Below are 23409 nucleotides of genomic sequence, written 5' to 3' on the forward strand. Positions count from 1 at the left end.
CCGCCGTCAATCCCGACGGCGTCAAGTTTGCGCCACTTTTCCGCCCAATCCGTCTTCATTTGCCCTACGCTTAATAGAGACACCTGATCCAGGGATCTGTAACCGTAATATTGCGCATAAATGAGATAACGCCATGGAATTAAAGGATTATTATGCCATTTTAGGGGTTCAGCCAACGGACGATCTGAAAACCATTAAGACCGCCTATCGCCGTCTGGCACGTAAATATCACCCCGATGTCAGCAAAGAAAACGATGCCGAAGCCAAATTCAAAGATCTCGCCGAAGCCTGGGAAGTGCTTAAAGATGACCAGCGCCGCGCCGAATACGACCAGCTCTGGCAGCACCGCAACGATCCGCAGTTTGGCCGGCAGCAGCATTCTCACGAGCAGAGCTATAGCCAGCAGGACTTCGACGACATCTTCTCCACTATGTTTGGCCAGCAGGCGCACCATAGCCGCCGCCAGCACGGCGTCCGCGGCCATGACCTGGAGATAGAAGTCGCGGTATTCCTTGAAGAGACCCTGGCGGAGCAGACGCGCACTATCAGCTATAAGCTGCCGGTTTATAACGTCTTCGGCATGGTCGAAAGCGAAACGCCGAAAACCCTGAACGTGAAAATTCCCGCGGGCGTCGTCGACGGCCAGCGCATCCGTCTGAAAGGCCAGGGCACTCCCGGTGAAAATGGCGGCCCCAACGGCGATCTGTGGCTGGTGATCCATATCGCACCGCATCCGCTGTTTGATGTCGTCGGCCATAACCTTGAAATCGTCCTGCCGCTGGCACCGTGGGAAGCCGCATTGGGCGCTAAAGTTACCATCCCGACGCTGAAAGAGAGCATCCTGTTGACCATTCCGCCGGGCAGCCAGGCCGGTCAGCGGTTGCGCGTGAAGGGCAAAGGGCTGACCAGCAAAACCACCACCGGCGACCTGTATGCGGTGATTAAAATCGTCATGCCGCCAAAACCAGATGAGAAGAGCCGCGCGCTCTGGCAACAGCTGGCGGATGCGCAATCCAGCTTCGAGCCGCGTAAGACATGGGGGAAAGCCTGATGGCTAAGATAACAGTGACGTTCACGATTACCGAGTTTTGTCTCCACACCGGCCTTTCCGAAGAGGAGCTTGACGAGATTGTCGGCCTTGGCATGATTGAGCCCCGCCAGCCGCAGCGGGAAAGCTGGCTGTTTGACGATAGTGCAGTGACCATAGTGCACCGCGCCGTACGCCTGCGCAAAGAGCTGGAGCTAGACTGGCCGGGTATCGCTGTCGCCTTAACGCTGCTGGACGAGAACGCGCGCCTGAGCCGTGAAAATCAAATCCTGCAGCAGCGGCTGGCGCGCTTTCTGACGCATAGCTAAGCCCTCGCCGCCGCAACGCCCGGTGGCGGCTAATACCTTACCGGGCATACGCATTTCGCGAACGACATCACGTCCGTAGTCAGTCAGGACATAAAAAATGCCGCCGGGGGAAGCCCGCGGCGGCATGCGTTACCAGCAAAACGATTTAGTCGTTGATGCGCGGATGCTGCTGCACCAGACGAGAACGTTTTTCCTGCAGGTCGGCGATTTCCTGATCGATATCTTCGATTTTATGTTCGATGTTATCGTAGTGCTCGCCGAGAATTTCTTTCGCTTCCTGAATATCCGAAGCCGCTGGCGTCGCCCCTTTCAGCGGACGGTTAGCGGTCTCTTTCATCGACAGGCCGGTAATCAGACCAATCAATGCCACCACCATCAGATAGTAAGCCGGCATCATCAGGTTCTGCGTGCTTTCCACCAGCCACGCCGCCAGCGTCGGCGTCAGACCGGCAATCAGCACCGAGATGTTAAAGGCACTGGCCAGGGCGCTAAAGCGGATGTGGGTCGGGAACATCGCCGGCAGCGACGAGGCCATCACCCCGATAAAGCAGTTCAGCACTACCGCCAACACCAGCAGACCGGCGAAAATCAGGCCGAGAACGTTACTGTTAATCATGATAAAGGCCGGAATCGACAGCGCGAACAGCGCCACGCTACCAATCAGAATAAACGGGCGACGGCCAAAACGGTCGCTGAGCATACCGATAACCGGCTGAACGAACAGCATCCCGACCATGATGGCGATGATGATCAGCACCCCGTGGTCTTCTGAATAGTGCAGGTTATGCGATAGGTAGCTCGGCATATAGGTCAGCAACATGTAGTAGGTCACGTTGGTGGAAATCACCAGACCGATACAGGTCAGCAGGCTACGCCAGTGTTTGGTCGCAATCTCTTTAAACGAGACTTTCGGTCCTTCCTGCAGGCCTTCACGATCGCCCTGCTCCATTTTATCAACGTGCTGCTGGAACGCTGGCGTCTCTTCCAGCGCATGGCGCAGATAAAGACCAATAATCCCTAACGGCAGTGCCAGGAAGAACGGAATACGCCAGCCCCAGTCGAGGAAGTTCTCTTCACCCACCACGCTGGAAATCAGTACCACCACGCCCGCGCCCATCACAAAACCGGCTATCGAACCGAAGTCCAGCCAGCTACCCATAAAGCCGCGTTTCCGGTCAGGGGAGTATTCCGCAACAAAGATCGATGCGCCGGTGTATTCTCCGCCCACCGAGAAGCCCTGCGCCATTTTACACAGCAGCAGCAGTATTGGCGCCCAGATACCAATCGTGGCATACGACGGAATAAGACCGATACAGAATGTACTTATCGACATGATGACAATGGTTATCGCCAGAATCTTTTGTCGACCGTATTTATCGCCCAGCATCCCGAAGAACAGGCCGCCTAATGGACGAATTAAGAAGGGAACCGAGAAGGTACCGAGGGCGGCGATCATCTGCACGCTGGGGTTAGCATCGGGGAAAAAGACTTTACCCAGGGCATACGCAACAAAACCATAAACCCCAAAATCGAACCATTCCATCGCGTTACCCAGCGATGCTGCGGTAATCGCTTTCTTCAGTTTGCTGTCATCAATGATGGTCACATCCCGAAGCGTGATGGGTTTTACTTTTTTCCTTTTAAGCATAGTTATCCTCTTTTGCTCTCGCCTTGAGCGCACGAATCTCCGCCGAATGACAAAGTCATTCGCGTCATGCGTTGGGAGCGGCGAATTGCTGTGCTCCACATTTCAAGCGTAGCAGGTTTGCCTGCACTGTCTGCTGACAGTCCGTACAACCGAACCTGTTGACGCCTGCTCTGGCCATAATCAAATAAGCGGTGCCGCTAATAAGTGTAGTGAATTTGCGTTCTCGCTTTTTTACCCTAACAGCGTTTAAATTTGGGATCAACTTCACAAAAATTTACCTACCCTTAAACAGAGTCATCCCAAACCAATAAGTTCAATGAATATTGGAACTTAGCGATATATTTCCGGAAATAACTGGCGGTTTTTAAGGAAATAATCCCGCCAATCCTCACAATATAAATTCTCTTACTCCGCTGCGAAGCCGCATAAAAAAGGCCCGACAAAAGTGCGGGATTGCGCTATAATCAGCATCACTTTCGGCTATCAGCCGCCATTTAAAGGACCAACGTCCTGTTTTACCCAGTAATCGCGAGGAACGTCATGCAACTGCCACACTGCCCAAAATGCCATTCTGAATACACTTATGAAGACAACGGCATGTTTGTTTGCCCGGAATGCGCCCACGAATGGAACAATGCCGAGCCTGCGGACGATAACGACGCGCTGATTGTCAAAGACGCCAACGGCAATTTACTGGCCGACGGCGATAGCGTCACCGTGGTAAAAGATCTGAAGGTTAAAGGCAGCTCTTCGATGCTAAAAATTGGTACTAAAGTTAAAAATATCCGCCTGGTAGAAGGCGATCATAATATTGACTGTAAAATTGATGGTTTTGGACCGATGAAGCTAAAATCCGAATTTGTTAAAAAGAACTGATTTTATTCCCCCGGCGCCCATCGCCGGGGGGAAAAGATTTTTCCGCGCCCTGATCAGCCTTCCCTCATTCGCACTCGCCTTACCCGAGCCTGGCATCCGTCGCTGCCGCCTGGCTTAATTCTGCAATCCCCTTCTACGCTTAATGGAATATTCGTTACCTGAGGTAATGGTTATGCCCTTAAGTCCCTATATCGCTTTTAGCGGCAACTGCGCTGCCGCCATCGCCTTCTACCAGCAGGCGCTGGGCGCTGAGCTGATCCACAAAATCACCTGGGGTGAAATGCCGCAGAATACCCAGGACGCCGAAGATGGCTGCCCTTCTGGCCAACATCTGGCTGCTGACGGTATCGCACACGCCAGCCTGCGCATCGCGGACAGCATCCTGATGCTCAGCGACAGCCCCTCCAGCAAAATGGAGCGCTACGCCGGATTTACCATCGTGCTCGACCCAAAAGACGTGATCGAGGGTAAACGCTGGTTTGACGGCCTCGCCGACGGCGGCCAGATAGAGATGGCCTGGCAGGAAACGTTCTGGGCGCACGGCTTCGGTAAAGTCATCGACCGCTTTGGCGTCCCGTGGATGGTCAACGTGGTGAAAGAGCCTCAAGAGCCTTAACGCTTACCTTCCTCCCCTCACCCTCCGGTAGAGAGCCAGGGTGAGGGCATCCGTGCGTTCATTCCCCCTCTCCCTGTCATCCCATCGGCATTAACTCTTCATCCCCCGGTCATCATGAGTTAACCGAAATGTAACAAAAAACCGTCAGGATCGGCCCACGCTCAGAGGGAAACTCCTTCATGTCTATAGTGAGGTTCGATTGACATGTACTTATCCAGACATCCGACCAGTTACCCGACACGATATCAGGAAATTGCCGCCAAACTTGAGCAAGAGCTTCGCCATCACTACCGCTGCGGCGACTATCTTCCCGCCGAGCAGCAGCTGGCAACCCGCTTTGAAGTTAACCGCCATACCCTGCGCCGGGCCATCGATCAGCTCGTCGAACGCGGCTGGGTCCAGCGCCGCCAGGGCGTCGGCGTGCTGGTTCTGATGCGCCCGATAGATTATCCACTCAATGCTCAGGCCCGCTTTAGCCAGAATCTTCTCGAACAGGGTAGCCATCCGACCAGCGAGAAGTTGCTGTCGGTATTACGCCCGGCCAGTAGCCACGTTGCTGAGGCGTTTGCCATTAATGAAGGCGATAACGTCATCCACCTGCGCACCCTGCGCCGCGTTAACGGCGTCGCGCTGTGCCTGATAGACCACTACTTTACCGACCTGCGACTGTGGCCGGTTCTGCAAACCTTTACCCACGGCTCTCTCCATGACCTGCTGCGCGACCGGCTTGATATCGAACTGACCCGCGTACGCACCAAAATCAGCGCCCGCCGCGCGCAGGCCAAAGAGAGCAACATTCTCGGCATTCCCAACATGGCGCCGCTGCTGTGCGTGCGCACCCTGAATCATCGCCAGGACGAGCAGAACGCGACGGAGTACTCCGTCAGCCTGACCCGCGCCGACATGATTGAATTCACCATGGAGCACTGAATGCACTTTGATACCGCTACCCGCCAGCGCTGGATGTCCGTGCTGGCCCACAGTGAACCACAAGAACTGGCGGCACGGATGCAGACCCTGCAGCTCGCGCCGCAGTATGAGCTGATTCGCGCCCCGGAAACCGGACTGGTTCAGCTGCAGGCGCGTATGGGCGGCATCGGCGACCGATTCTTTGCCGGAGACGCCACCTTAACCCGCGCCGCCATTCGCCTGGCCGACGGAACGCTCGGCTATAGCTGGATTTTGGGCCGCGACCGCCCGCACGCTGAACGCTGCGCGGCTATCGATGCCCTGATGCAGTCGCCACACCATTTTCACACCCTGATGGAAACCCTGATAACCCCGCTGGAAGAACAACGTAGCGCGCGCATTGAAGCCCGACGCGCCGAAGTCAACGCCAGCCGGGTCGACTTCTTTACTCTGGTTCGCGGAGATAACGCATGACACTACAACCCGCCTTTACCCTGGCTGTGCAAGATGCTCAGCACAGTTTCCGCCGCCTGCTGAAGGCGATGAGCGAGCCGGGAGTGATTGTCTCCCTGCAACAGCTTCAGCACGGCTGGCAGCCGCTGAACGTCGCCTCTACCAGCCTGTTGCTGACGCTGGTGGATCACGAGACGCCGGTCTGGCTGGCTCCGGGGCTGCATAACGATCTCGTCGGCCAGAATCTGCGCTTTCATACCGGCGCGCCGCTGGTTGAGCAGCCGCAGCAGGCGATCTTCGCCGTCGCCAGTGACACCATCAGCGCCGAGCAGTTGAACGTGCTTTCCGCCGGAACCGTCGTCGCCCCTGAAACCGGCGTCACGCTGGTGGTCCAGCTTGCTAGCCTGAGCGGCGGCCGGATGCTGCGGCTGACCGGCGCGGGGATCGCCGAAGAGCGGATGATCGCCCCGCAGCTGCCGGAATGCATTATTGAAGAATTGACCGAGCGCCCGCATCCGTTCCCGCTGGGCATCGATCTGATCCTCACCTGCGGTGAACGCCTGCTGGCTATCCCGCGCACTACCCATGTCGAGGTCTGCTAATGTACGTAGCCGTCAAAGGCGGCGAGAAGGCGATCGTCGCCGCTCACGCCCTACAGGAACAGAAACGCCGAGGCGATGGACGGCTTCCTGAAATCAGCGTTGACCAGATTAGCCAGCAGCTTAATCTGGCGGTGGACCGGGTAATGACCGAAGGCGGTATCGCCGACCGGGAACTGGCGGCGCTGGCGCTTAAGCAGGCCAGCGGTGATAGCGTTGAAGCGATTTTTCTGCTGCGCGCTTACCGTACCACGCTGCAAAGGCTGGCGGTCAGCGAGCCCGTCGACACCGCCGGTATGCGCCTTGAGCGCCGTATTTCGGCGGTCTATAAAGATATTCCCGGCGGCCAGCTGCTCGGCCCAACCTACGATTACAGCCACCGCCTGCTCGATTTTACCCTGCTGGCCAACGGCGAAACCCCGCCGCTGGCGACCGATAGCGCGCCGCAGGAAGCCGCGCCGCACGTTTTTAATCTGCTGGTTCAGCAAGAACTGGCGAAAGCCGAACGAGATACCGACGCGCAGCCCGACGATATCACCCGCCATCCGCCGGTCTATCCCTGCTCGCGCTCTTCGCGCCTGCAGCAGCTGGCGCGCGGCGACGAGGGTTACCTGCTGGCGCTGGCCTACTCCACCCAGCGCGGCTACGGGCGCAACCACCCGTTTGCCGGTGAAATTCGCAGCGGCTACGTCGCGGTGGAGATCGCTCCCGAAGAGCTGGGATTCACCGTCAATATCGGTGAACTGCTGATGACCGAATGCGAAATGGTTAACGGCTTTGTCGCCCCTGAGGATGAACCGCCGCACTTTACCCGCGGCTACGGCCTGACGTTCGGCATGAGCGAGCGTAAAGCGATGGCGATGGCGCTGGTGGACCGTGCGCTCCAGGCGCCGGAGTACGGCGAAGAGCTAGCGGGCCCCGCTCAGGACGAAGAGTTTGTGCTGGCCCATGCCGATAACGTCGAGGCGGCCGGTTTCGTTTCACACCTTAAACTTCCCCACTATGTCGATTTCCAGGCCGAACTGGCGCTGCTTAAACGCCTGCAACGGGAGAATCAACGTGGCTAACGCATTGACCGGCTACAACTTTGCTTATCTTGACGAGCAAACCAAACGCATGATCCGCCGCGCCATCCTGAAAGCGGTAGCCATCCCTGGCTACCAGGTGCCCTTCGGCGGTCGCGAGATGCCGATGCCTTACGGCTGGGGCACCGGCGGTATCCAGCTTACCGCCAGCGTCATCGGCGAAAATGACGTGCTGAAGGTGATTGACCAGGGCGCCGACGACACCACCAACGCGGTGTCGATTCGCCAGTTTTTCCAACGCGTCACCGGCGTCGCGACCACCGAACGCACCGAAGACGCGACGCTGATCCAGACCCGCCACCGGATCCCGGAAACGCCGCTGACCGAAGATCAGATCCTGATCTTCCAGGTGCCGATCCCAGAGCCGCTGCGCTTTATTGAACCGCGAGAAACCGAAACCCGCACCATGCACGCGCTGGAGGAGTACGGCGTGATGCAGGTGAAGCTGTACGAAGATATCGCCCGCTTCGGCCATATCGCCACCACCTACGCCTATCCGGTGAAGGTCAACGGCCGCTACGTGATGGACCCGTCGCCGATTCCGAAATTCGATAACCCGAAGATGCATATGATGCCCGCACTTCAGCTGTTCGGCGCCGGACGCGAAAAACGCATCTACGCGGTACCGCCGTATACCCCAGTTGAGAGCCTCGATTTCGACGATCATCCGTTTACCGTTCAGGAATGGGATGAACCCTGCGCCATCTGCGGATCTCGCCATAGCTATCTTGATGAAGTGGTGCTCGACGACAGCGGCAAAAGGATGTTTGTTTGTTCAGATACCGATTATTGCCGCCAGCAGAGCGAGGAGCAGGAAAAATGAGTCATCCGTTACTGGCGGTCAATAATCTGACCCACCTCTACGCGCCAGGCAAAGGCTTCAGCGACGTGTCGTTTGAGCTGTGGCCGGGAGAAGTGCTGGGTATCGTCGGCGAGTCCGGCTCCGGGAAAACCACCCTGCTACAGGCGCTTTCCGCCCGCCTGACGCCGCAACAGGGCGACGTGCGCTATCAGAACCGTTCGCTGTACGCGATGAGCGAAGCGGATCGCCGCCGCCTGCTGCGCACCGAATGGGGCGTGGTACATCAGCATCCGATGGACGGCCTGCGCCGTCAGGTGTCGGCTGGGGGGAATATCGGCGAGCGCCTGATGGCCACCGGGGCCCGCCACTACGGCAATATTCGCGCGACCGCCGAAAGGTGGTTGCAGGAGGTGGAGATCCCGCCTTCGCGCATTGACGACCTGCCCACCACCTTTTCCGGCGGTATGCAGCAGCGTCTACAAATCGCCCGCAATCTGGTGACCCAGCCGAAGCTGGTGTTTATGGATGAACCCACCGGCGGGCTGGACGTGTCGGTGCAGGCGCGCCTGCTCGATCTGCTGCGCGGCCTGGTGGTGGAGCTGAACCTGGCGGTGGTGATTGTGACCCACGACCTCGGCGTTGCCCGCCTGCTGGCTAACCGTCTGCTGGTGATGAAGCAGGGTCAGGTAGTGGAAAGCGGCTTAACCGACCGGGTGCTCGACGATCCCCATCACCCCTACACCCAACTGCTGGTGTCGTCGGTATTGCAGAACTGAGCGTATGTCCACTCCCTGGTGGCGCTTCGTGAGTTAATGCATCAGGTAGCCCGGATAAGGCGTTTACGCCGCGATCCGGGGAAATTCAGGCACGATGAGGCTAAAAATGAACGCCATCCGCGTTGAAAATATTCATAAAACCTTTGTTCTGCACCAGCAGCACGGCGCGCGTCTGCCGGTCCTCGCCAACGCCTCGCTGACCGTGAATGCCGGCGAATGCGTGGTGCTGCACGGCCACTCCGGCAGCGGCAAATCGACCCTGCTGCGCTCGCTGTACGCCAACTATCTCCCCGATAGCGGCCACATTCATATTCGCCACGGCGACGAATGGGTCGACCTGGTTACCGCAACGCCGCGCAAAGTGCTGGAAGTGCGCAAAACCACTATCGGCTGGGTTAGTCAGTTTCTACGGGTGATCCCGCGTATCTCCGCCCTCGACGTGGTGATGCAACCGCTGCTCGAACTGGGCGCCCCGCGCGAAGAGAGTGCCGCGAAAGCCGCCCGCCTGCTGACGCGCCTGAACGTCCCCGAACGCCTGTGGCACCTCGCCCCCTCAACCTTTTCCGGCGGTGAACAGCAGCGGGTTAACATCGCCCGCGGCTTCGCGGTCGACTACCCGATTTTGCTTCTCGACGAACCCACCGCCTCGCTGGACGCTAATAACAGCGCCGCGGTGGTGGCGTTGATTCTCGAAGCTAAAGCCCGCGGCGCGGCGATCGTCGGTATTTTCCACGACGAGGCCACACGCAACCAGGTCGCCGACCGTCTGCACCCGATGGGGATTTCAGCATGATTATTAATAACGTAAAGCTGGTCCTCGAAGACGAGGTGGTTAACGGTTCGCTGGAAGTCCAGGACGGCAGAATTTCGGCCTTTGCCGAAAGCCAGAGCCGACTGGCGGAGGCCATCGATGGAGAGGGCTGCTGGCTGCTGCCGGGGCTTATCGAGCTGCATACCGACAACCTGGACAAGTTTTTCACCCCGCGACCGAAAGTGGACTGGCCCGCCCACTCGGCGATGAGCAGCCACGACGCGCTGATGGTCGCCAGCGGCATCACCACCGTGCTGGATGCCGTGGCTATTGGCGATGTGCGCGACGGCGGCGATCGCCTGGAAAATCTCGAAAAAATGATCAACGCCGTGGAAGAGACGCAGAAGCGCGGCCTCAACCGCGCTGAGCATCGGCTGCATCTTCGCTGCGAACTGCCGCATCACACCACCCTGCCGCTGTTTGAGAAGCTGGTTGGCCGCGAGCCGGTGAGCATGGTCTCCCTGATGGATCACTCCCCTGGCCAGCGCCAGTATGCCGACCGCAGCAAATACCGCGACTATTATCAGGGCAAATATCACCTGACCAACGAAGAGATGGACAAATTCGAAGAGGAACAGATGGCGCTGGCGGCGGCCTGGTCTCAGCCTAACCGGCAGCGCATCGCCGCCATCTGTCGCGAGCGAAATATCGCGCTGGCCAGCCACGATGACGCCACCTGCGAACATGTGCTCGAATCGCGCCAGCTTGGCAGCGTCATCGCCGAATTTCCCACCACGATCGCCGCAGCCCAGGCGTCGCGCCAGCACGGGATGAACGTTCTGATGGGCGCGCCGAATATCGTACGCGGCGGCTCGCACTCGGGGAATGTCGCCGCCCACCATCTGGCGGCCAGCGGCCTGCTGGACATTCTCTCCTCCGACTATTATCCCGCCAGCCTGCTGGATGCCGCTTTTCGCATCGCCGACGACGAGGGCAACGCCTTTACCCTCGCGCAGGCCATTCGTCTGGTGAGCAAAAACCCGGCCCAGGCGCTGGGGCTGCACGACCGCGGGGAGATTGCCGAAGGTAAGCGGGCGGACCTGGTGCTGGCGCGCCGTCACGGCGAGCATATCCATATTGACCACGTCTGGCGGCAAGGCAAGAGGGTCTTCTGATGACAGGGAAACTGATTTGGCTGGTCGGTCCGTCCGGCTCCGGCAAAGACAGCCTGCTGGCGGCGCTGCGCCAGCGAGAACATCCCCAGCTGCTGGTGGCGCACCGCTACATTACCCGCCCGCACAACGCGGGCTGTGAAAACCATATCGCCCTCAGCGAGCATGAGTTTTTTACCCGCGCCGAGCAGCATCTGTTTGCCCTTAGCTGGCACGCTAACAATAATTACTATGGCATCGGTATCGAGATTGACCTGTGGCTGCACGCCGGGTTTAACGTGGTCGCTAACGGCTCCCGCGCCCACCTGGCGCAGGCGCAGACGCGCTATGCCGACGCCCTACTGCCCATCTGTTTGCAGGTCTCGCCGGAGGTGCTGCGACAGCGCCTGGAGCAGCGCGGAAGGGAGAACGAGACGGAAATCGCCCAGCGGCTGGAGCGCGCGGCGCGCTATACGCCGAGCGCATGTTTGACCCTGAATAACGATGGCCGCCTGAGCCAGTCGGTGGATGCGCTGGTCTCGCTGATTCGCGTTCACGGCAACCGACACGAGCAGCAAATTGCCTGAGACGAGGAAAAATATGAGCCTGACGATCCGCTTGACCGGCACCGGCGGCGCGCAGCTGGTGCCGGTTTTCGGCTGCGCCTGCCGCGCCTGCCGCCGCGCCCGCGCCAACGACGCGCATCGCCGTCGCCCCTGTAGCGCGGCGGTGAAGTTCAACAACGCGGTGACGCTGCTCGATGCCGGGCTGCCGGATCTGCTCGAGCGGTGGCCCGCCGGCAGCTTTCAGCAGTTTCTGCTCACCCATTATCATATGGATCACGTGCAGGGCCTGTTCCCCCTGCGCTGGGGCGTAGGCGAAGCGATTGCGGTTTACGGCCCGCCCGATGAACAGGGCTGCGATGACCTGTTCAGGCATCCGGGCCTGCTTGATTTCAGCCATACCGTTGAGCCATTCGTGATGTTTGAACTTCAGGGATTGCGCGTTACGCCGCTGCCGCTGAATCACTCAAAGCTCACTTTCGGCTACCTGCTGGAATCGGCCCATAGCCGGGTCGCCTGGCTGTCCGACACCGCAGCCCTGCCGGAAAAAACCCTCAAGTTCCTGCTTAACAACCGACCGCAGCTTATCATCATCGACTGCAGCCACGAGCCGCGCCCGCAGCCCCCACGCAATCACTGCGATCTCAACACCGTGCGAGCTATTAACGAGGTCATCGGCTGCCCGCGGGTGATCCTTACCCATATCAGCCACCAGTTCGATGCATGGATGATGGAAAATTCTCTGCCTGCGGGATTTGAAGCGGGATTTGACGGCATGGAGATTGTGCTGGATTAACCAAACTTCATCGTCTCTTCACTTAACCTCACTATCTTCCCTGCGGACTTAACTATCTGAAGGGAATCCTGTGACCACAACACGACGAGTTCTACATCATGCCGGCTGGTTTGCCGGCTTTGGGCCGTTTATACCGCTGCCGATACTTCTTTTTTTCCCTAAGGGAAGCTCGTTTTTCAGCATCTTCAGGCATCTTCCGGAGATCGTATCTCTTACCTGGATTGTCGGCTTTCTGCCCGCATTGTTAACCGGTATTTTTATGGCCGTTCTGTCTGGTAACGTTTATCGCCACTGGTTTTGGCGTTTATTAACAGGGGGAATCGCGGCCGTTGTGATAACGGCCATCTGCTGCGGCACAATCGGCGCCTTTATGCCGATGTTTTTCTATTTAATCCCGCTGTTACTTCTCTCGGCGCTGCTGTCCGGCATGATTATGGGGCTGATAATTCCCCGACTTCCGCCGCGGGTCGCGCCGCATCAATAATCATCATCCAGCCTGCGCTGGTCGCTTTCCAACTGACGGCGGTCCCGGTCCAGCTGGCGCTGACGCTCATCAAGTTCGCGGCGACGATCTTCCAGCTGTCGCCGTTGATCGTCATACTGCCGCTGGCGATCGGCGTTTTGCTGACGGCTGCCCTGATAGCGCCCATCATCATAATCCTCATCATCGGAACGGTTGCCGTTGGGTTGATAAGCGTCATTAATGGCCTGCTGAATATTGCCGATCGCATCGTCAATAATATCAGCGTGCGCCAGCTGGCTGGCGAAGGAAAGAGCGCAGAAAAGCAAAGTAGTAGAGTAACGTTTCATAAAGCCAGTCTCATCAGGGGGCTGGCTCTACGTTAATCAAGGGCTATCGCGGCGAGTAGCGGAGGAATCTCAAATCCGCTGCTGTTCAATCGCGCCGATGGCGTCCACCCGCCCCTGATGGCGTCCGCCCTCGAATTCGGCGCTCAGCCAGGCATCAACGATCATTTTCGCCAGTTCAAGGCCGATCACCCTGGCGCCAAAGGCCAGAACGTTGGTGTCATTATGCTGGCGTGATAGCTGAGCCGAGTAGGGCTCGCTGCAAACCACCGCGCGAATCCCGGGGTGCTTATTGGCGGCAATGGAGATGCCGACGCCGGTGCCGCAGATCAGAATCCCGCCGTCAACTTCGCCGGCGGCAACCGCCTGCGCGACGGCGCTGGCATAGCGCGGATAATCGGTACGTTCCGTTGACCATGCGCCTTTATCCACCACCTCCATTCCGCGCTGACGCAGATGCAACACAATATCGTCTTTCAGGATAAACCCAACATGATCGCAGCCAATTGCAATCCTTTTCATACCTAGCCTCGCCTGTTAGTCACTTTACGAAAATGCTTTATGTTGTGATTTAAACGGCATTTATCGGCCAAATAAGCGTCAAAAACACCGCAGCCAGGGCCTGTTCTACACGCTGTAATTTCACAAATCAAGCGTCATCGTTCTTTCCTCTCAAATTGCCACCCCATTAAAATCAACAGGGAAAACAACATAATTCATTGATAATTAAAAAATAATAAATAATTCAACGAAAAACCAACCTCCCTTAAACTTCACAACGGACATTACTTTATAAAAATATAAAATTTGTGAAGTTGATAGTATCTTTTCTGTTTTGCCTGTGGTGATATAGTGACGTCTTCATTTTATGGACAATGAGAAAGCGATGAATCAGTCAGAATCCAGTTCGCTCCCCAACGGTATCGGCCTTGCCCCCTGGCTTCGCATGAAGCAGGAAGGGATGACCGAAAATGAAAGCCGCATCGTCGAATGGTTGCTTACCCCCGGCAATCTGAGCGATGCGCCGGCCATTAAGGACGTCGCAGAGGCGCTGTCGGTGTCAGAGGCCATGATCGTTAAGGTCTCTAAACTGCTCGGTTTTAGCGGTTTTCGTAATCTGCGCAGCGCGCTGGAAGCCTATTTTTCGCAGTCTGAGCAGGTCCTGCCGACTGAGCTCTCTTTTGATGAAGCGCCGCAGGATGTGGTGAATAAGGTGTTCAACATCACCCTGCGCACCATTATGGAAGGCCAGTCGATCGTGAACGTCGACGAAATTCATCGCGCGGCGCGCTTTTTCGCCCAGGCCAACCAGCGCGACCTGTACGGCGCGGGCGGTTCAAACGCCATCTGCGCGGACGTGCAGCATAAGTTTTTACGCATCGGCGTGCGCTGCCAGGCCTACCCGGACGCACATATCATGATGATGTCCGCCTCGCTGCTGAAGGAAGGCGATGTGGTACTGGTGGTCTCGCACTCCGGGCGCACCAGCGATATCAAATCAGCGGTGGAGCTGGCGAAAAAGAATGGCGCAAAAATTATTTGTATCACCCATAGCTATCATTCACCGATTGCCAAATTAGCTGATTTTATTATTTGTTCGCCAGCACCAGAGACGCCTTTATTAGGCCGTAACGCCTCAGCGCGTATATTACAACTCACGTTATTAGATGCGTTTTTTGTTTCCGTTGCCCAGCTGAATATTGAACAAGCGAATTTAAATATGCGAAAAACCGGCGCGATTGTTAATTTCTTTTCACCCGGCGCGCTTAAATAAAAAAACCGATCCCACGTTGGTGGGATCAATATAACTGTATCCTACACTGAGAATACTGCCATGAATAAATATCTGAAACTTTTCAGCGGCACGCTCATGGGCGTAATGTTATCCACCAGCGCCTTTGCCGCCGCCGATTATGCTGTGGTTTTAAAAACTTTATCCAATCCGTTTTGGGTGGATATGAAAAAAGGGATTGAAGACGAAGCCAAAACGCTGGGCGTAAGCGTCGATATTTTTGCTTCTCCTTCTGAAGGGGATTTTCAGTCGCAGCTGCAGCTGTTTGAAGACCTGAGCAACAAAAACTACAAAGGTATCGCCTTTGCGCCGCTCTCCTCGGTAAACCTGGTGATGCCGGTGGCCAAAGCCTGGAAAAAAGGCATCTATCTGGTCAACCTCGATGAAAAAATCGATATGGATAACCTGAAGAAAGCCGGCGGCAACGTTGAAGGTTTTGTCACCACCGATAACGTGGCTGTCGGGGCAAAAGGCGCGGAGTTTATTATCGACAAGCTGGGTGCGGAAGGCGGCGAAGTGGCGATTATCGAAGGTAAAGCCGGTAACGCCTCCGGTGAAGCTCGCCGCAATGGCGCCACCGAGGCCTTCAAAAAAGCGAGCCAGATCAAGCTAGTGGCCAGCCAGCCCGCCGACTGGGACCGTATTAAAGCGCTGGACGTCGCCACGAACGTGCTGCAGCGTAACCCGAACGTTAAAGCGATTTACTGCGCCAACGACACCATGGCGATGGGCGTCGCCCAGGCCGTCGCCAACGCCGGCAAAACCGGCAAGGTGCTGGTGGTCGGTACCGACGGTATTCCGGAAGCGCGCAAAATGGTCGAAGCCGGACAGATGACCGCCACTATCGCGCAGAACCCGGCAGATATTGGCGCGACGGGCCTGAAGCTGATGGTCGATGCCGAGAAGAGCGGCAAGGTGATCCCGCTGGATAAAGCCCCTCAGTTTACGCTGGTGGATTCCATTCTGGTGACGAAATAGGTCTGCCCCCCCTCTTCCTTTGGGAGAGGGGCATTCATGCAGAGGTAATGAAGGAAATTTTCTATGCTCACGCCATATATTTCAATGGCGGGGATCGGCAAATCCTTTGGCCCGGTTCACGCATTAAAATCGGTTGATTTAACTATTTACCCGCACGAAATACATGCGTTATTAGGGGAAAATGGTGCCGGTAAATCAACGCTGATGAAAGTATTGTCGGGAATCCATGAACCGACCAAAGGCACCATTACCATTAATAACGTGAACTACGACAAGCTGGACCATAAATTAGCGGCCCAGCTCGGCATCGGCATTATTTATCAGGAGCTCAGCGTCATTGATGAATTAACGGTGCTGGAGAATTTATATATTGGCCGCCATCTGACGAAAAAAGTCTGCGGCGTCAACGTGATCGACTGGAAAGAAATGCGCGTGCGGGCGGCGATGATGCTGCTGCGCGTCGGGCTGAAGATCGACTTAGACGAAAAGGTGGCCAATCTCTCCATCAGCCACAAGCAGATGCTGGAAATCGCCAAAACGCTGATGCTCGACGCCAAAGTGCTGATCATGGATGAACCGACCTCCTCACTGACCAATAAAGAGGTGGACTATCTGTTCCTGATCATGAACCAGCTGCGTAAAGAGGGCACCGCCATTGTCTATATCTCGCACAAGCTAGCGGAAATACGCCGCATCTGCGACCGCTATACGGTGATGAAAGACGGCAGCAGCGTCTGCAGCGGAATGGTCAGCGAAGTGAATAACGACGACATCGTACGCCTGATGGTCGGCCGCGAGCTGCAAAACCGCTTTAACGCCATGAAAGAGAGCACCGGCAATATCGTCCGCGAGACGGTATTCGAAGTGAAAAACGTCACCAGCCATGACAAGAAAAAGGTACGCGATATCTCGTTCAGCGTGAATCGCGGCGAAATTCTCGGCTTCGCCGGGCTGGTCGGCTCCGGGCGCACGGAGCTCATGGACTGCCTGTTTGGGGTTGATAAGCGTAGCGGCGGTGAAATTTATCTCAACGGCAAAGCGATCTCCCCCCGCTCGCCGCTGGACGCCTTAAAAAAAGGGATGGGCTACATCACCGAAAGCCGCCGGGAAAACGGCTTTTTCCCCAATTTTTCCATCGCTCAGAACATGGCGGTCAGCCAGAGCCTGAAGCGTGGCGGCTACAAAGGGGCCATGGGGCTGTTCCGCGAAGGCGACGAACGCAAAACGGCGGAAGAGCAGCGCAAACTGCTGGCGCTGAAGTGCCATTCGGTCGATCAGAACATCACCGAGCTTTCCGGCGGCAACCAGCAGAAGGTGCTGATTTCCAAATGGCTGTGCTGCAGCCCCGAAGTGATCATTTTTGACGAGCCGACGCGCGGTATCGACGTCGGTGCGAAAGCCGAAATTTATAAAGTGATGCGCCAGCTGGCCGATGACGGAAAAGTCATCCTGATGGTGTCATCCGAACTACCTGAAATTATCGCCGTCTGCGACCGCATTGCCGTGTTCTGCGAAGGGCGACTGACGCAAATCCTGACCAATCGCGACGACTTGAGCGAAGAGGAGATTATGGCATGGGCACTACCACAAGAGTGAAAGGCGATATGGACGAGAAAAAACCGTTTAACTTCGCGCTGTTCTGGGATAAATACGGCACCTTTTTTATCCTCGCCATTATTGTCGCCATCTTCGGCACCCTATCGTCAGAGTACTTCCTGACGACCAACAACATTACACAGATCTTCGTCCAAAGTTCGGTCACCGTCCTGATCGGCATGGGCGAATTCTTCGCGATCCTCGTCGCCGGGATCGATCTGTCGGTAGGGGCGATCCTCGCGCTCTCCGGGATGGTCACCGCTAAGTTAATGCTGGCGGGCGTCGATCCGTTCCTCGCGGCGCTGATTGGCGGCGTGCTGGTCGGCGGCGCGCTGGGCGCCATCAACGGCTGTCTGGTCAACTGGACCGGCCTGCACCCGTTCATTATTACCCTCGGCACCAACGCTATCTTTCGCGGTATCACCCTGGTGATTTCCGATGCCAACTCGGTATACGGCTTCTCGTTTGATTTCGTTAACTTCTTCGCCGCCACGCCGCTGGGTATACCGGTTCCGGTGATTTTCTCGCTGATTGTGGCGGTGATCCTCTGGTTCCTGACCACCCGCATGCGCGTGGGCCGCAACATCTACGCGCTGGGCGGCAACAAGAACTCCGCTTTCTACTCCGGTATCGACGTCAAATTCCACATGCTGCTGGTGTTCATTATTTCCGGCGTTTGCGCCGGGCTGGCGGGCGTGGTCTCCACCGCGCGTCTCGGCGCGGCGGAACCGCTGGCGGGGATGGGCTTTGAAACCTACGCCATCGCCAGCGCCATCATCGGCGGCACCAGCTTCTTCGGCGGTAAAGGACGCATCTTCTCGGTGGTCATCGGCGGCCTGATTATCGGCACCATCAATAACGGACTGAACATTCTGCAAGTACAAACCTACTACCAGCTGGTGGTAATGGGCGGGTTAATCATCGCGGCTGTCGCCCTCGACCGTCTTATCAGTAAGTAAGGAATTTATAATGAAAATTGCTCCCTCTTTAATGTGTATGGATCTGCTGAAATTCAAAGAACAGATCGAGTTTATCGACCAGCACGCAGACTATTTCCACATCGACATTATGGACGGTCATTTTGTACCGAACCTGACCCTGTCGCCGTTTTTCGTCGGCCAGGTGAAAAAGCTGGCCAGCAAGCCGCTGGACTGCCACCTGATGGTCACCCGCCCGCAGGACTACATTAGCCAACTGGCGCAGGCAGGGGCGGATTTTATCACCCTGCATCCGGAAACGATTAACGGCCAGGCCTTCCGCCTGATCGAAGAGATCCGCCGCCACGGCATGAAGGTCGGGCTGATCCTCAACCCGGAAACCCCGGTCGAAGCCATGAAGTACTACATCCATAAAGCCGACAAAATCACGGTGATGACCGTCGATCCGGGCTTCGCCGGGCAGCCGTTTATCCCGGAGATGCTGGAAAAAATCGCCGAACTGAAAGCCTGGCGCGAGCGCGAGGGGCTGAGCTACGAGATCGAAATCGACGGTTCCTGCAATAAAGCCACCTATCAAAAGCTGATGGCGGCGGGCGCGGACGTGTTTATCGTCGGCACCTCAGGCCTCTTTAACCATGCTGATAAGATTGAAGACGCGTGGCAGATCATGGCAGAGCAGATCCTGGCGGCGAAACACGAGGTACTGCCTCATGCAAAAACAGCGTAACGTCGTCGCGGGCGTGGATATGGGCGCGACCCATATCCGCCTTTGCCTGCAAACCGCGCAGGGCGAAGCGCTGCACTGCGAAAAGCGGCGCACCGCTGATGTAATTAGCGCCGACGGCCTGGTCAATGGCATTAAAAACCTGTTGCAGCAGCAGCTGACCCTGCACGACGCCCATTGCTGCGGGCTGGTGATGGGGTTCCCGGCGCTGGTGGCAAAAGACAAGCGGACGATTATCTCCACGCCTAATCTGCCTCTCGCCGCCGACGACCTCTATAATCTGGCCGACCGGCTGGAAGCGGCGCTATGCTGCCCGGTGGAGTTTTCCCGCGATGTGAATCTGCAGCTCTCTTTTGATGTGCAGGAGAATGGCCTGCAGGAGCAGGAGGTACTAGCGGCCTATCTCGGCACCGGCATGGGCTTCGCGGTCTGGCTCAACGGCGGGCCGTGGACCGGCGCGCACGGCGTGGCGGGCGAGCTGGGGCATATTCCGCAGGGCGATGACGCCCTCACCTGCGCCTGCGGCAACCCCGCCTGTCTGGAAACCGTTTGCTCCGGCATTGCGCTCAAGCGCTGGTATGAACAGCAACCTCGAGCGTACGAACTGGGCGAGCTGTTCGTCCACGCTGCGCGGGAGCCGTTTGTCCAGACGTTGCTAAACCACGCCGCTCGCGCCATCGCCACCAGCATCAACCTGTTCGATCCCGATGCGGTGATCCTCGGCGGCGGGGTGATGGATATGCCCGCCTTCCCGCGCGACACCTTAATCGCGATGGTCAAAACCTACGTTCGCCGTCCGCTGCCGTATCAGGCCGTTCGCTTTATCGCCGCCTCCTCTTCAGCGTTTAACGGCGCCCAGGGCGCGGCGGCGCTGGCGAGAAGCCGGTATTTAAACTAGCCCAGCAATACCTGTAAGCGCGCTGCCCCGCGATCTTCTCCGGGGGCGGTGCTGCGCGCCTGTCCGGGCTGCCCGACCCGCGTCACATCCTCTCGCGTCGACACGTCAAAACTGACGATAGGCTGTTTTTCGTCAGCATTTCGCCCAAAAAAACAACGTATCATCAGTCAATACCCACAATGAAAACATGGCATAGAAGATGCATAGTGACGGCGCGATAGCGCGTATGCGCCAATTGATTAACTGGAGCAAGACCGATGAAAAAAGTCGTCACGGTTTGCCCGTATTGCGCATCAGGTTGCAAAATCAACCTGGTGGTCGATAACGGCAAAATCGTTCGGGCGGAGGCGGCACAGGGGAAAACCAACCAGGGAACCCTGTGTCTGAAAGGCTATTATGGCTGGGACTTCATTAACGATACCCAGATCCTTACCCCGCGCCTGAAAACCCCGATGATCCGTCGCCAGCGCGGCGGCAAGCTGGAATCCGTCTCCTGGGATGAGGCGCTCGATTACGTCGCCACTCGCCTTAGCGCCATTAAAGAGAAGTATGGCCCGGACGCGATTCAGACTACCGGTTCGTCCCGCGGAACGGGTAACGAAACCAACTATGTGATGCAAAAATTCGCGCGCGCCGTTATTGGTACCAATAACGTCGACTGCTGCGCTCGCGTCTGACACGGCCCATCGGTTGCAGGTCTGCACCAATCGGTCGGTAACGGCGCTATGAGTAATGCCATCACCGAGATCGACAACACCGATCTCGTGTTTATCTTCGGGTATAACCCGGCAGATTCACACCCTATTGTGGCGAATCACGTGATTAACGCCAAACGCAATGGGGCGAAAATCATCGTCTGCGATCCGCGTAAAATCGAAACCGCGCGCATCGCCGATATGCACATTGCGCTGAAAAACGGCTCGAACATCGCGCTGCTCAACGCCATCGGGCATGTCATTATCGAAGAGGATCTTTACGATAAATCCTTCGTCGCCAGCCGTTCCGAGGGCTTCGAAGAGTATCGCAAAATCGTCGAAGGCTATACGCCGGAGTCGGTGGAAGCGATTACCGGCGTCAGCGCCCAGGAAATCCGCGCCTGCGCCCGGATGTACGCCAGCGCGAAATCCGCCGCTATCCTGTGGGGCATGGGCGTGACCCAGTTCTACCAGGGCGTGGAGACCGTACGTTCGTTGACCAGCCTGGCGATCCTCACCGGCAACCTCGGCAAGCCGAGCGTCGGCGTCAATCCGGTGCGCGGCCAGAACAACGTTCAGGGCGCCTGTGATATGGGCGCGCTGCCGGATACCTATCCGGGCTATCAGTACGTTAAGTTCCCGGAAAACCGCGAGAAGTTCGCCAAAGCCTGGGGCGTCGACAGCCTGCCGGCGCACACCGGCTACCGCATCAGCGAGCTGCCGCACCGCGCGGCGCATGGCGAAGTACGGGCGGCGTACATCATGGGGGAAGATCCGCTGCAGACCGATGCCGAGCTGTCCGCCGTGCGTAAGGCTTTCGACGATCTGGAACTGGTTATCGTCCAGGATATTTTCATGACCAAAACCGCCTCAGCGGCCGACGTTATCCTGCCTTCCACTTCATGGGGCGAGCACGAAGGCGTTTATACCGCAGCGGACCGCGGCTTCCAGCGCTTCTTTAAAGCGGTAGAGCCGAAGTGGGACCTGAAAACCGACTGGCAGATCATCAGCGAAATCGCCACCCGGATGGGTTATAAGATGCACTACAACAACACCCAGGAAATCTGGGACGAGTTGCGTCATCTGTGCCCGGATTTCTATGGTGCCACCTACGAGAAAATGGGCGAGCTGGGCTACGTCATGTGGCCGTGCCGCGATGAGTCCGACGCTGACCAGGGGACCTCTTATCTGTTTAAAGAGAAGTTCGATACCCCGAACGGTCTGGCGCAGTTCTTCACCTGCGACTGGGTCGCGCCGATTGACAAGCTCACCGACGAGTATCCGATGGTGCTGTCGACGGTGCGTGAAGTCGGCCACTACTCGTGCCGTTCGATGACCGGCAACTGTGCGGCGCTGGCCGCGTTAGCGGATGAACCGGGCTATGCGCAGATCAATACCGCCGATGCCGAACGTCTGGGCATTGAGGATGAGGCGCTGGTGTGGGTGAATTCGCGTAAAGGGCGCATCATCACCCGCGCGCAGGTTAGCGATCGTCCGAACAAAGGGGCGGTCTATATGACCTACCAGTGGTGGATTGGCGCCTGTAACGAGCTGGTTTCCGAGAACCTGAGCCCGATAACCAAAACGCCGGAGTACAAGTACTGCGCCGTCAACGTTGAGCCGATTGCCGACCAACGGGCCGCCGAGCAGTACGTGATTGACGAGTACAACAAGCTGAAAACCCGCCTGCGCGAAAGCGCAATGGGCTAATCAGGCCGCCTCCCCGGAGGCGGTGCTTCACACCTGCCCGGGCTACACAATCCGTAGCCCGGGTAAGGCGTTTACGCCGCAACCCAGGAAACAGATCGCTCGATTATTCGGGTAAAGCATGAGTCTCCCCCACTCGTTCCCGTCGTTTTCTTCTCCTTCACCTGCCTTTATACTGCTCACTATGTCCTCTACCGATAATAAAAAATGAAATACCTCTCTTTACTGCTGGTGATAGCAAGCGTCGCCGCAGGTGCCATGGAACCCGGCAGCCAGTACAAAGCGCAGGCCGAAGCGGGCGAGCCGCGCGCTCAGTATTACCTGGCGGATACCTACGTTAGCTTCGGCGATTTTCCGCAGGCCGAATACTGGGCGCAAAAAGCCGCGGACAACGGCGACGGCGATGCCCTGGCGCTGCTGGCCCAGCTCAAAATCCGCAATCCGCAGCAGGCCGACTATCTCCAGGCGAAAGCGCTGGCTGAAAAATCGGTGAAAACCGGCAGCAGGGCGGGAGAAATTGTCCTCGCCCGGGTGCTGGTGAATCAGCAGGCCGGTACGCCGAACTATTCGCACGCCATCTCCCTGTTACAGCATGCCGCACAGGATCCGGAGAGCGACTCCGCCGTCGACGCCCAGATGCTGCTGGGGCTCATCTACGCCAGCGGCGTTCATCCGCCGGAGGATGACGTAAAAGCGACGCAGTATTTCAAAGAGAGCTCCGCCCTCTCCCGCACCGGCTACGCCGAGTACTGGGCCGGGATGCTTTTCCAGCAGGGAGAAAAAGGCTTTATCGAACCAAACAAGCAAAAAGCGCTGCACTGGCTCAACGTGAGCTGTCAGGAGGGGTTTGATACCGGCTGTGAAGAGTTCGACAGGATCAGTAAAAGATAAGA

At 57.2% G+C, this 23409-nt stretch carries 27 protein-coding genes; 23 read left to right on the plus strand and 4 right to left on the minus strand.

Going from position 1 to position 23409, the window contains the following annotated elements; all coding sequences use genetic code 11:
• The first annotated feature begins 133 nt into the window (after positions 1-133).
• Both cbpA and cbpM read left to right on the plus strand, forming a co-directional pair.
• A complete protein-coding gene (cbpA, locus tag K7H21_RS25765; protein ID WP_004127961.1) occupies positions 134-1051 on the plus strand; it encodes a curved DNA-binding protein in 918 nt (305 codons plus the stop codon).
• Entirely contained in the window at positions 1051-1356 is a 306-nt protein-coding gene (gene cbpM / locus K7H21_RS25770) for a chaperone modulator CbpM (protein WP_004127958.1), read from the plus strand. Before cbpA ends, cbpM begins: the two co-directional genes overlap by 1 nt.
• A 145-nt stretch (positions 1357-1501) precedes the next feature.
• Here the strand turns inward: cbpM and proP are convergent, their stop codons facing one another.
• Positions 1502-3004, minus strand: coding sequence for a glycine betaine/L-proline transporter ProP (gene proP / locus K7H21_RS25775; protein WP_004127952.1), 1503 nt, complete (start codon positions 3002-3004; stop codon positions 1502-1504).
• Positions 3005-3544: 540 nt separating this feature from the next.
• On the opposite strand from proP, the gene K7H21_RS25780 reads away from it, so the two are divergent.
• The 13 genes from K7H21_RS25780 (at position 3545) to K7H21_RS29105 (ending at position 12865) form a co-directional block, all read left to right on the plus strand.
• Positions 3545-3880, plus strand: coding sequence for a zinc ribbon domain-containing protein YjdM (locus tag K7H21_RS25780; protein ID WP_004127949.1), 336 nt, complete (start codon positions 3545-3547; stop codon positions 3878-3880).
• A gap of 172 nt (positions 3881-4052) precedes the next feature.
• Positions 4053-4496, plus strand: a complete 444-nt coding sequence (gene yjdN, locus K7H21_RS25785; protein WP_004127944.1) for a VOC family metalloprotein YjdN — start codon at positions 4053-4055, stop codon at positions 4494-4496.
• 204 nt (positions 4497-4700) lie between these two features.
• Positions 4701-5426, plus strand: a complete 726-nt coding sequence (phnF, locus tag K7H21_RS25790; RefSeq protein ID WP_049114407.1) for a phosphonate metabolism transcriptional regulator PhnF — start codon at positions 4701-4703, stop codon at positions 5424-5426.
• Positions 5427-5879 carry a phosphonate C-P lyase system protein PhnG gene (phnG, locus tag K7H21_RS25795; RefSeq protein WP_004097867.1) on the plus strand — a complete coding sequence of 151 codons (453 nt, stop codon included), beginning with the start codon at positions 5427-5429 and terminating at the stop codon, positions 5877-5879.
• Entirely contained in the window at positions 5876-6460 is a 585-nt protein-coding gene (gene phnH / locus K7H21_RS25800) for a phosphonate C-P lyase system protein PhnH (protein ID WP_004127938.1), read from the plus strand. Before phnG ends, phnH begins: the two co-directional genes overlap by 4 nt.
• Complete coding sequence (locus tag K7H21_RS25805) at positions 6460-7524, plus strand: carbon-phosphorus lyase complex subunit (protein WP_004127936.1); 1065 nt, start codon at positions 6460-6462, stop codon at positions 7522-7524. Before phnH ends, K7H21_RS25805 begins: the two co-directional genes overlap by 1 nt.
• Complete coding sequence (locus tag K7H21_RS25810; protein WP_004127934.1) at positions 7517-8365, plus strand: alpha-D-ribose 1-methylphosphonate 5-phosphate C-P-lyase PhnJ; 849 nt, start codon at positions 7517-7519, stop codon at positions 8363-8365. Before K7H21_RS25805 ends, K7H21_RS25810 begins: the two co-directional genes overlap by 8 nt.
• Positions 8362-9120, plus strand: coding sequence for a phosphonate C-P lyase system protein PhnK (gene phnK / locus K7H21_RS25815; protein WP_004127931.1), 759 nt, complete (start codon positions 8362-8364; stop codon positions 9118-9120). The genes K7H21_RS25810 and phnK overlap by 4 nt, the downstream gene beginning before the upstream one ends.
• 106 nt (positions 9121-9226) lie before the next feature.
• On the plus strand, positions 9227-9913 hold the full coding sequence (phnL, locus tag K7H21_RS25820; protein WP_004127927.1) for a phosphonate C-P lyase system protein PhnL: 687 nt from the start codon (positions 9227-9229) through the stop codon (positions 9911-9913).
• Positions 9910-11046, plus strand: coding sequence for an alpha-D-ribose 1-methylphosphonate 5-triphosphate diphosphatase (phnM, locus tag K7H21_RS25825; protein WP_223035456.1), 1137 nt, complete (start codon positions 9910-9912; stop codon positions 11044-11046). The genes phnL and phnM overlap by 4 nt, the downstream gene beginning before the upstream one ends.
• Positions 11046-11609, plus strand: coding sequence for a ribose 1,5-bisphosphokinase (phnN, locus tag K7H21_RS25830; protein ID WP_004127921.1), 564 nt, complete (start codon positions 11046-11048; stop codon positions 11607-11609). Before phnM ends, phnN begins: the two co-directional genes overlap by 1 nt.
• Before the next feature lie 13 nt (positions 11610-11622).
• Positions 11623-12381: a phosphonate metabolism protein PhnP gene (gene phnP, locus K7H21_RS25835; RefSeq protein ID WP_142447067.1), complete on the plus strand. Its 759-nt coding sequence runs from the start codon at positions 11623-11625 to the stop codon at positions 12379-12381.
• Positions 12382-12640: 259 nt separating this feature from the next.
• Positions 12641-12865: a hemolysin XhlA family protein gene (locus tag K7H21_RS29105; protein WP_224326683.1), complete on the plus strand. Its 225-nt coding sequence runs from the start codon at positions 12641-12643 to the stop codon at positions 12863-12865.
• Here the strand turns inward: K7H21_RS29105 and yjdP are convergent.
• Both yjdP and rpiB read right to left on the minus strand, forming a co-directional pair.
• Positions 12859-13191 carry a DDRRRQL repeat protein YjdP gene (yjdP, locus tag K7H21_RS25845; protein WP_004127911.1) on the minus strand — a complete coding sequence of 111 codons (333 nt, stop codon included), beginning with the start codon at positions 13189-13191 and terminating at the stop codon, positions 12859-12861. The genes K7H21_RS29105 and yjdP overlap by 7 nt on opposite strands.
• Positions 13192-13260: 69 nt before the next feature.
• Positions 13261-13710, minus strand: a complete 450-nt coding sequence (gene rpiB, locus K7H21_RS25850) for a bifunctional allose-6-phosphate isomerase/ribose-5-phosphate isomerase RpiB (protein WP_004137473.1) — start codon at positions 13708-13710, stop codon at positions 13261-13263.
• Between the two features lie 364 nt (positions 13711-14074).
• On the opposite strand from rpiB, the gene K7H21_RS25855 reads away from it, so the two are divergent.
• The 6 genes from K7H21_RS25855 (at position 14075) to alsK (ending at position 20114) form a co-directional block, all read left to right on the plus strand.
• Positions 14075-14962 (plus strand): MurR/RpiR family transcriptional regulator, encoded by an 888-nt coding sequence (locus K7H21_RS25855; RefSeq protein WP_004127904.1) that lies wholly within the window; start codon positions 14075-14077, stop codon positions 14960-14962.
• 60 nt (positions 14963-15022) lie between these two features.
• Positions 15023-15958, plus strand: a complete 936-nt coding sequence (gene alsB, locus K7H21_RS25860) for a D-allose transporter substrate-binding protein (protein WP_004127900.1) — start codon at positions 15023-15025, stop codon at positions 15956-15958.
• A 63-nt stretch (positions 15959-16021) separates the two neighbouring features.
• Positions 16022-17554 carry a D-allose ABC transporter ATP-binding protein AlsA gene (gene alsA, locus K7H21_RS25865; RefSeq protein WP_004127889.1) on the plus strand — a complete coding sequence of 511 codons (1533 nt, stop codon included), beginning with the start codon at positions 16022-16024 and terminating at the stop codon, positions 17552-17554.
• A complete protein-coding gene (gene alsC / locus K7H21_RS25870; protein ID WP_004127887.1) occupies positions 17533-18513 on the plus strand; it encodes a D-allose ABC transporter permease in 981 nt (326 codons plus the stop codon). Before alsA ends, alsC begins: the two co-directional genes overlap by 22 nt.
• Positions 18514-18523: 10 nt before the next feature.
• Complete coding sequence (alsE, locus tag K7H21_RS25875) at positions 18524-19219, plus strand: D-allulose 6-phosphate 3-epimerase (RefSeq protein WP_004127884.1); 696 nt, start codon at positions 18524-18526, stop codon at positions 19217-19219.
• Complete coding sequence (alsK, locus tag K7H21_RS25880) at positions 19203-20114, plus strand: allose kinase (protein WP_004127881.1); 912 nt, start codon at positions 19203-19205, stop codon at positions 20112-20114. The genes alsE and alsK overlap by 17 nt, the downstream gene beginning before the upstream one ends.
• Here alsK and K7H21_RS25885 read toward each other — a convergent pair.
• Positions 20111-20278: a hypothetical protein gene (locus K7H21_RS25885; RefSeq protein WP_157262004.1), complete on the minus strand. Its 168-nt coding sequence runs from the start codon at positions 20276-20278 to the stop codon at positions 20111-20113. The genes alsK and K7H21_RS25885 overlap by 4 nt on opposite strands.
• A 93-nt stretch (positions 20279-20371) precedes the next feature.
• On the opposite strand from K7H21_RS25885, the gene fdhF reads away from it, so the two are divergent.
• Both fdhF and K7H21_RS25895 read left to right on the plus strand, forming a co-directional pair.
• Positions 20372-22519 carry a formate dehydrogenase subunit alpha gene (fdhF, locus tag K7H21_RS25890; protein ID WP_077598887.1) on the plus strand — a complete coding sequence of 716 codons (2148 nt, stop codon included), beginning with the start codon at positions 20372-20374 and terminating at the stop codon, positions 22517-22519.
• A gap of 204 nt (positions 22520-22723) precedes the next feature.
• Positions 22724-23407, plus strand: a complete 684-nt coding sequence (locus K7H21_RS25895) for a tetratricopeptide repeat protein (protein ID WP_223035457.1) — start codon at positions 22724-22726, stop codon at positions 23405-23407.
• The last annotated feature ends 2 nt before the right edge of the window (positions 23408-23409 follow it).

Source organism: Klebsiella sp. CTHL.F3a, assembly GCF_019890895.1.
Taxonomy (GTDB): domain Bacteria; phylum Pseudomonadota; class Gammaproteobacteria; order Enterobacterales; family Enterobacteriaceae; genus Klebsiella; species Klebsiella grimontii.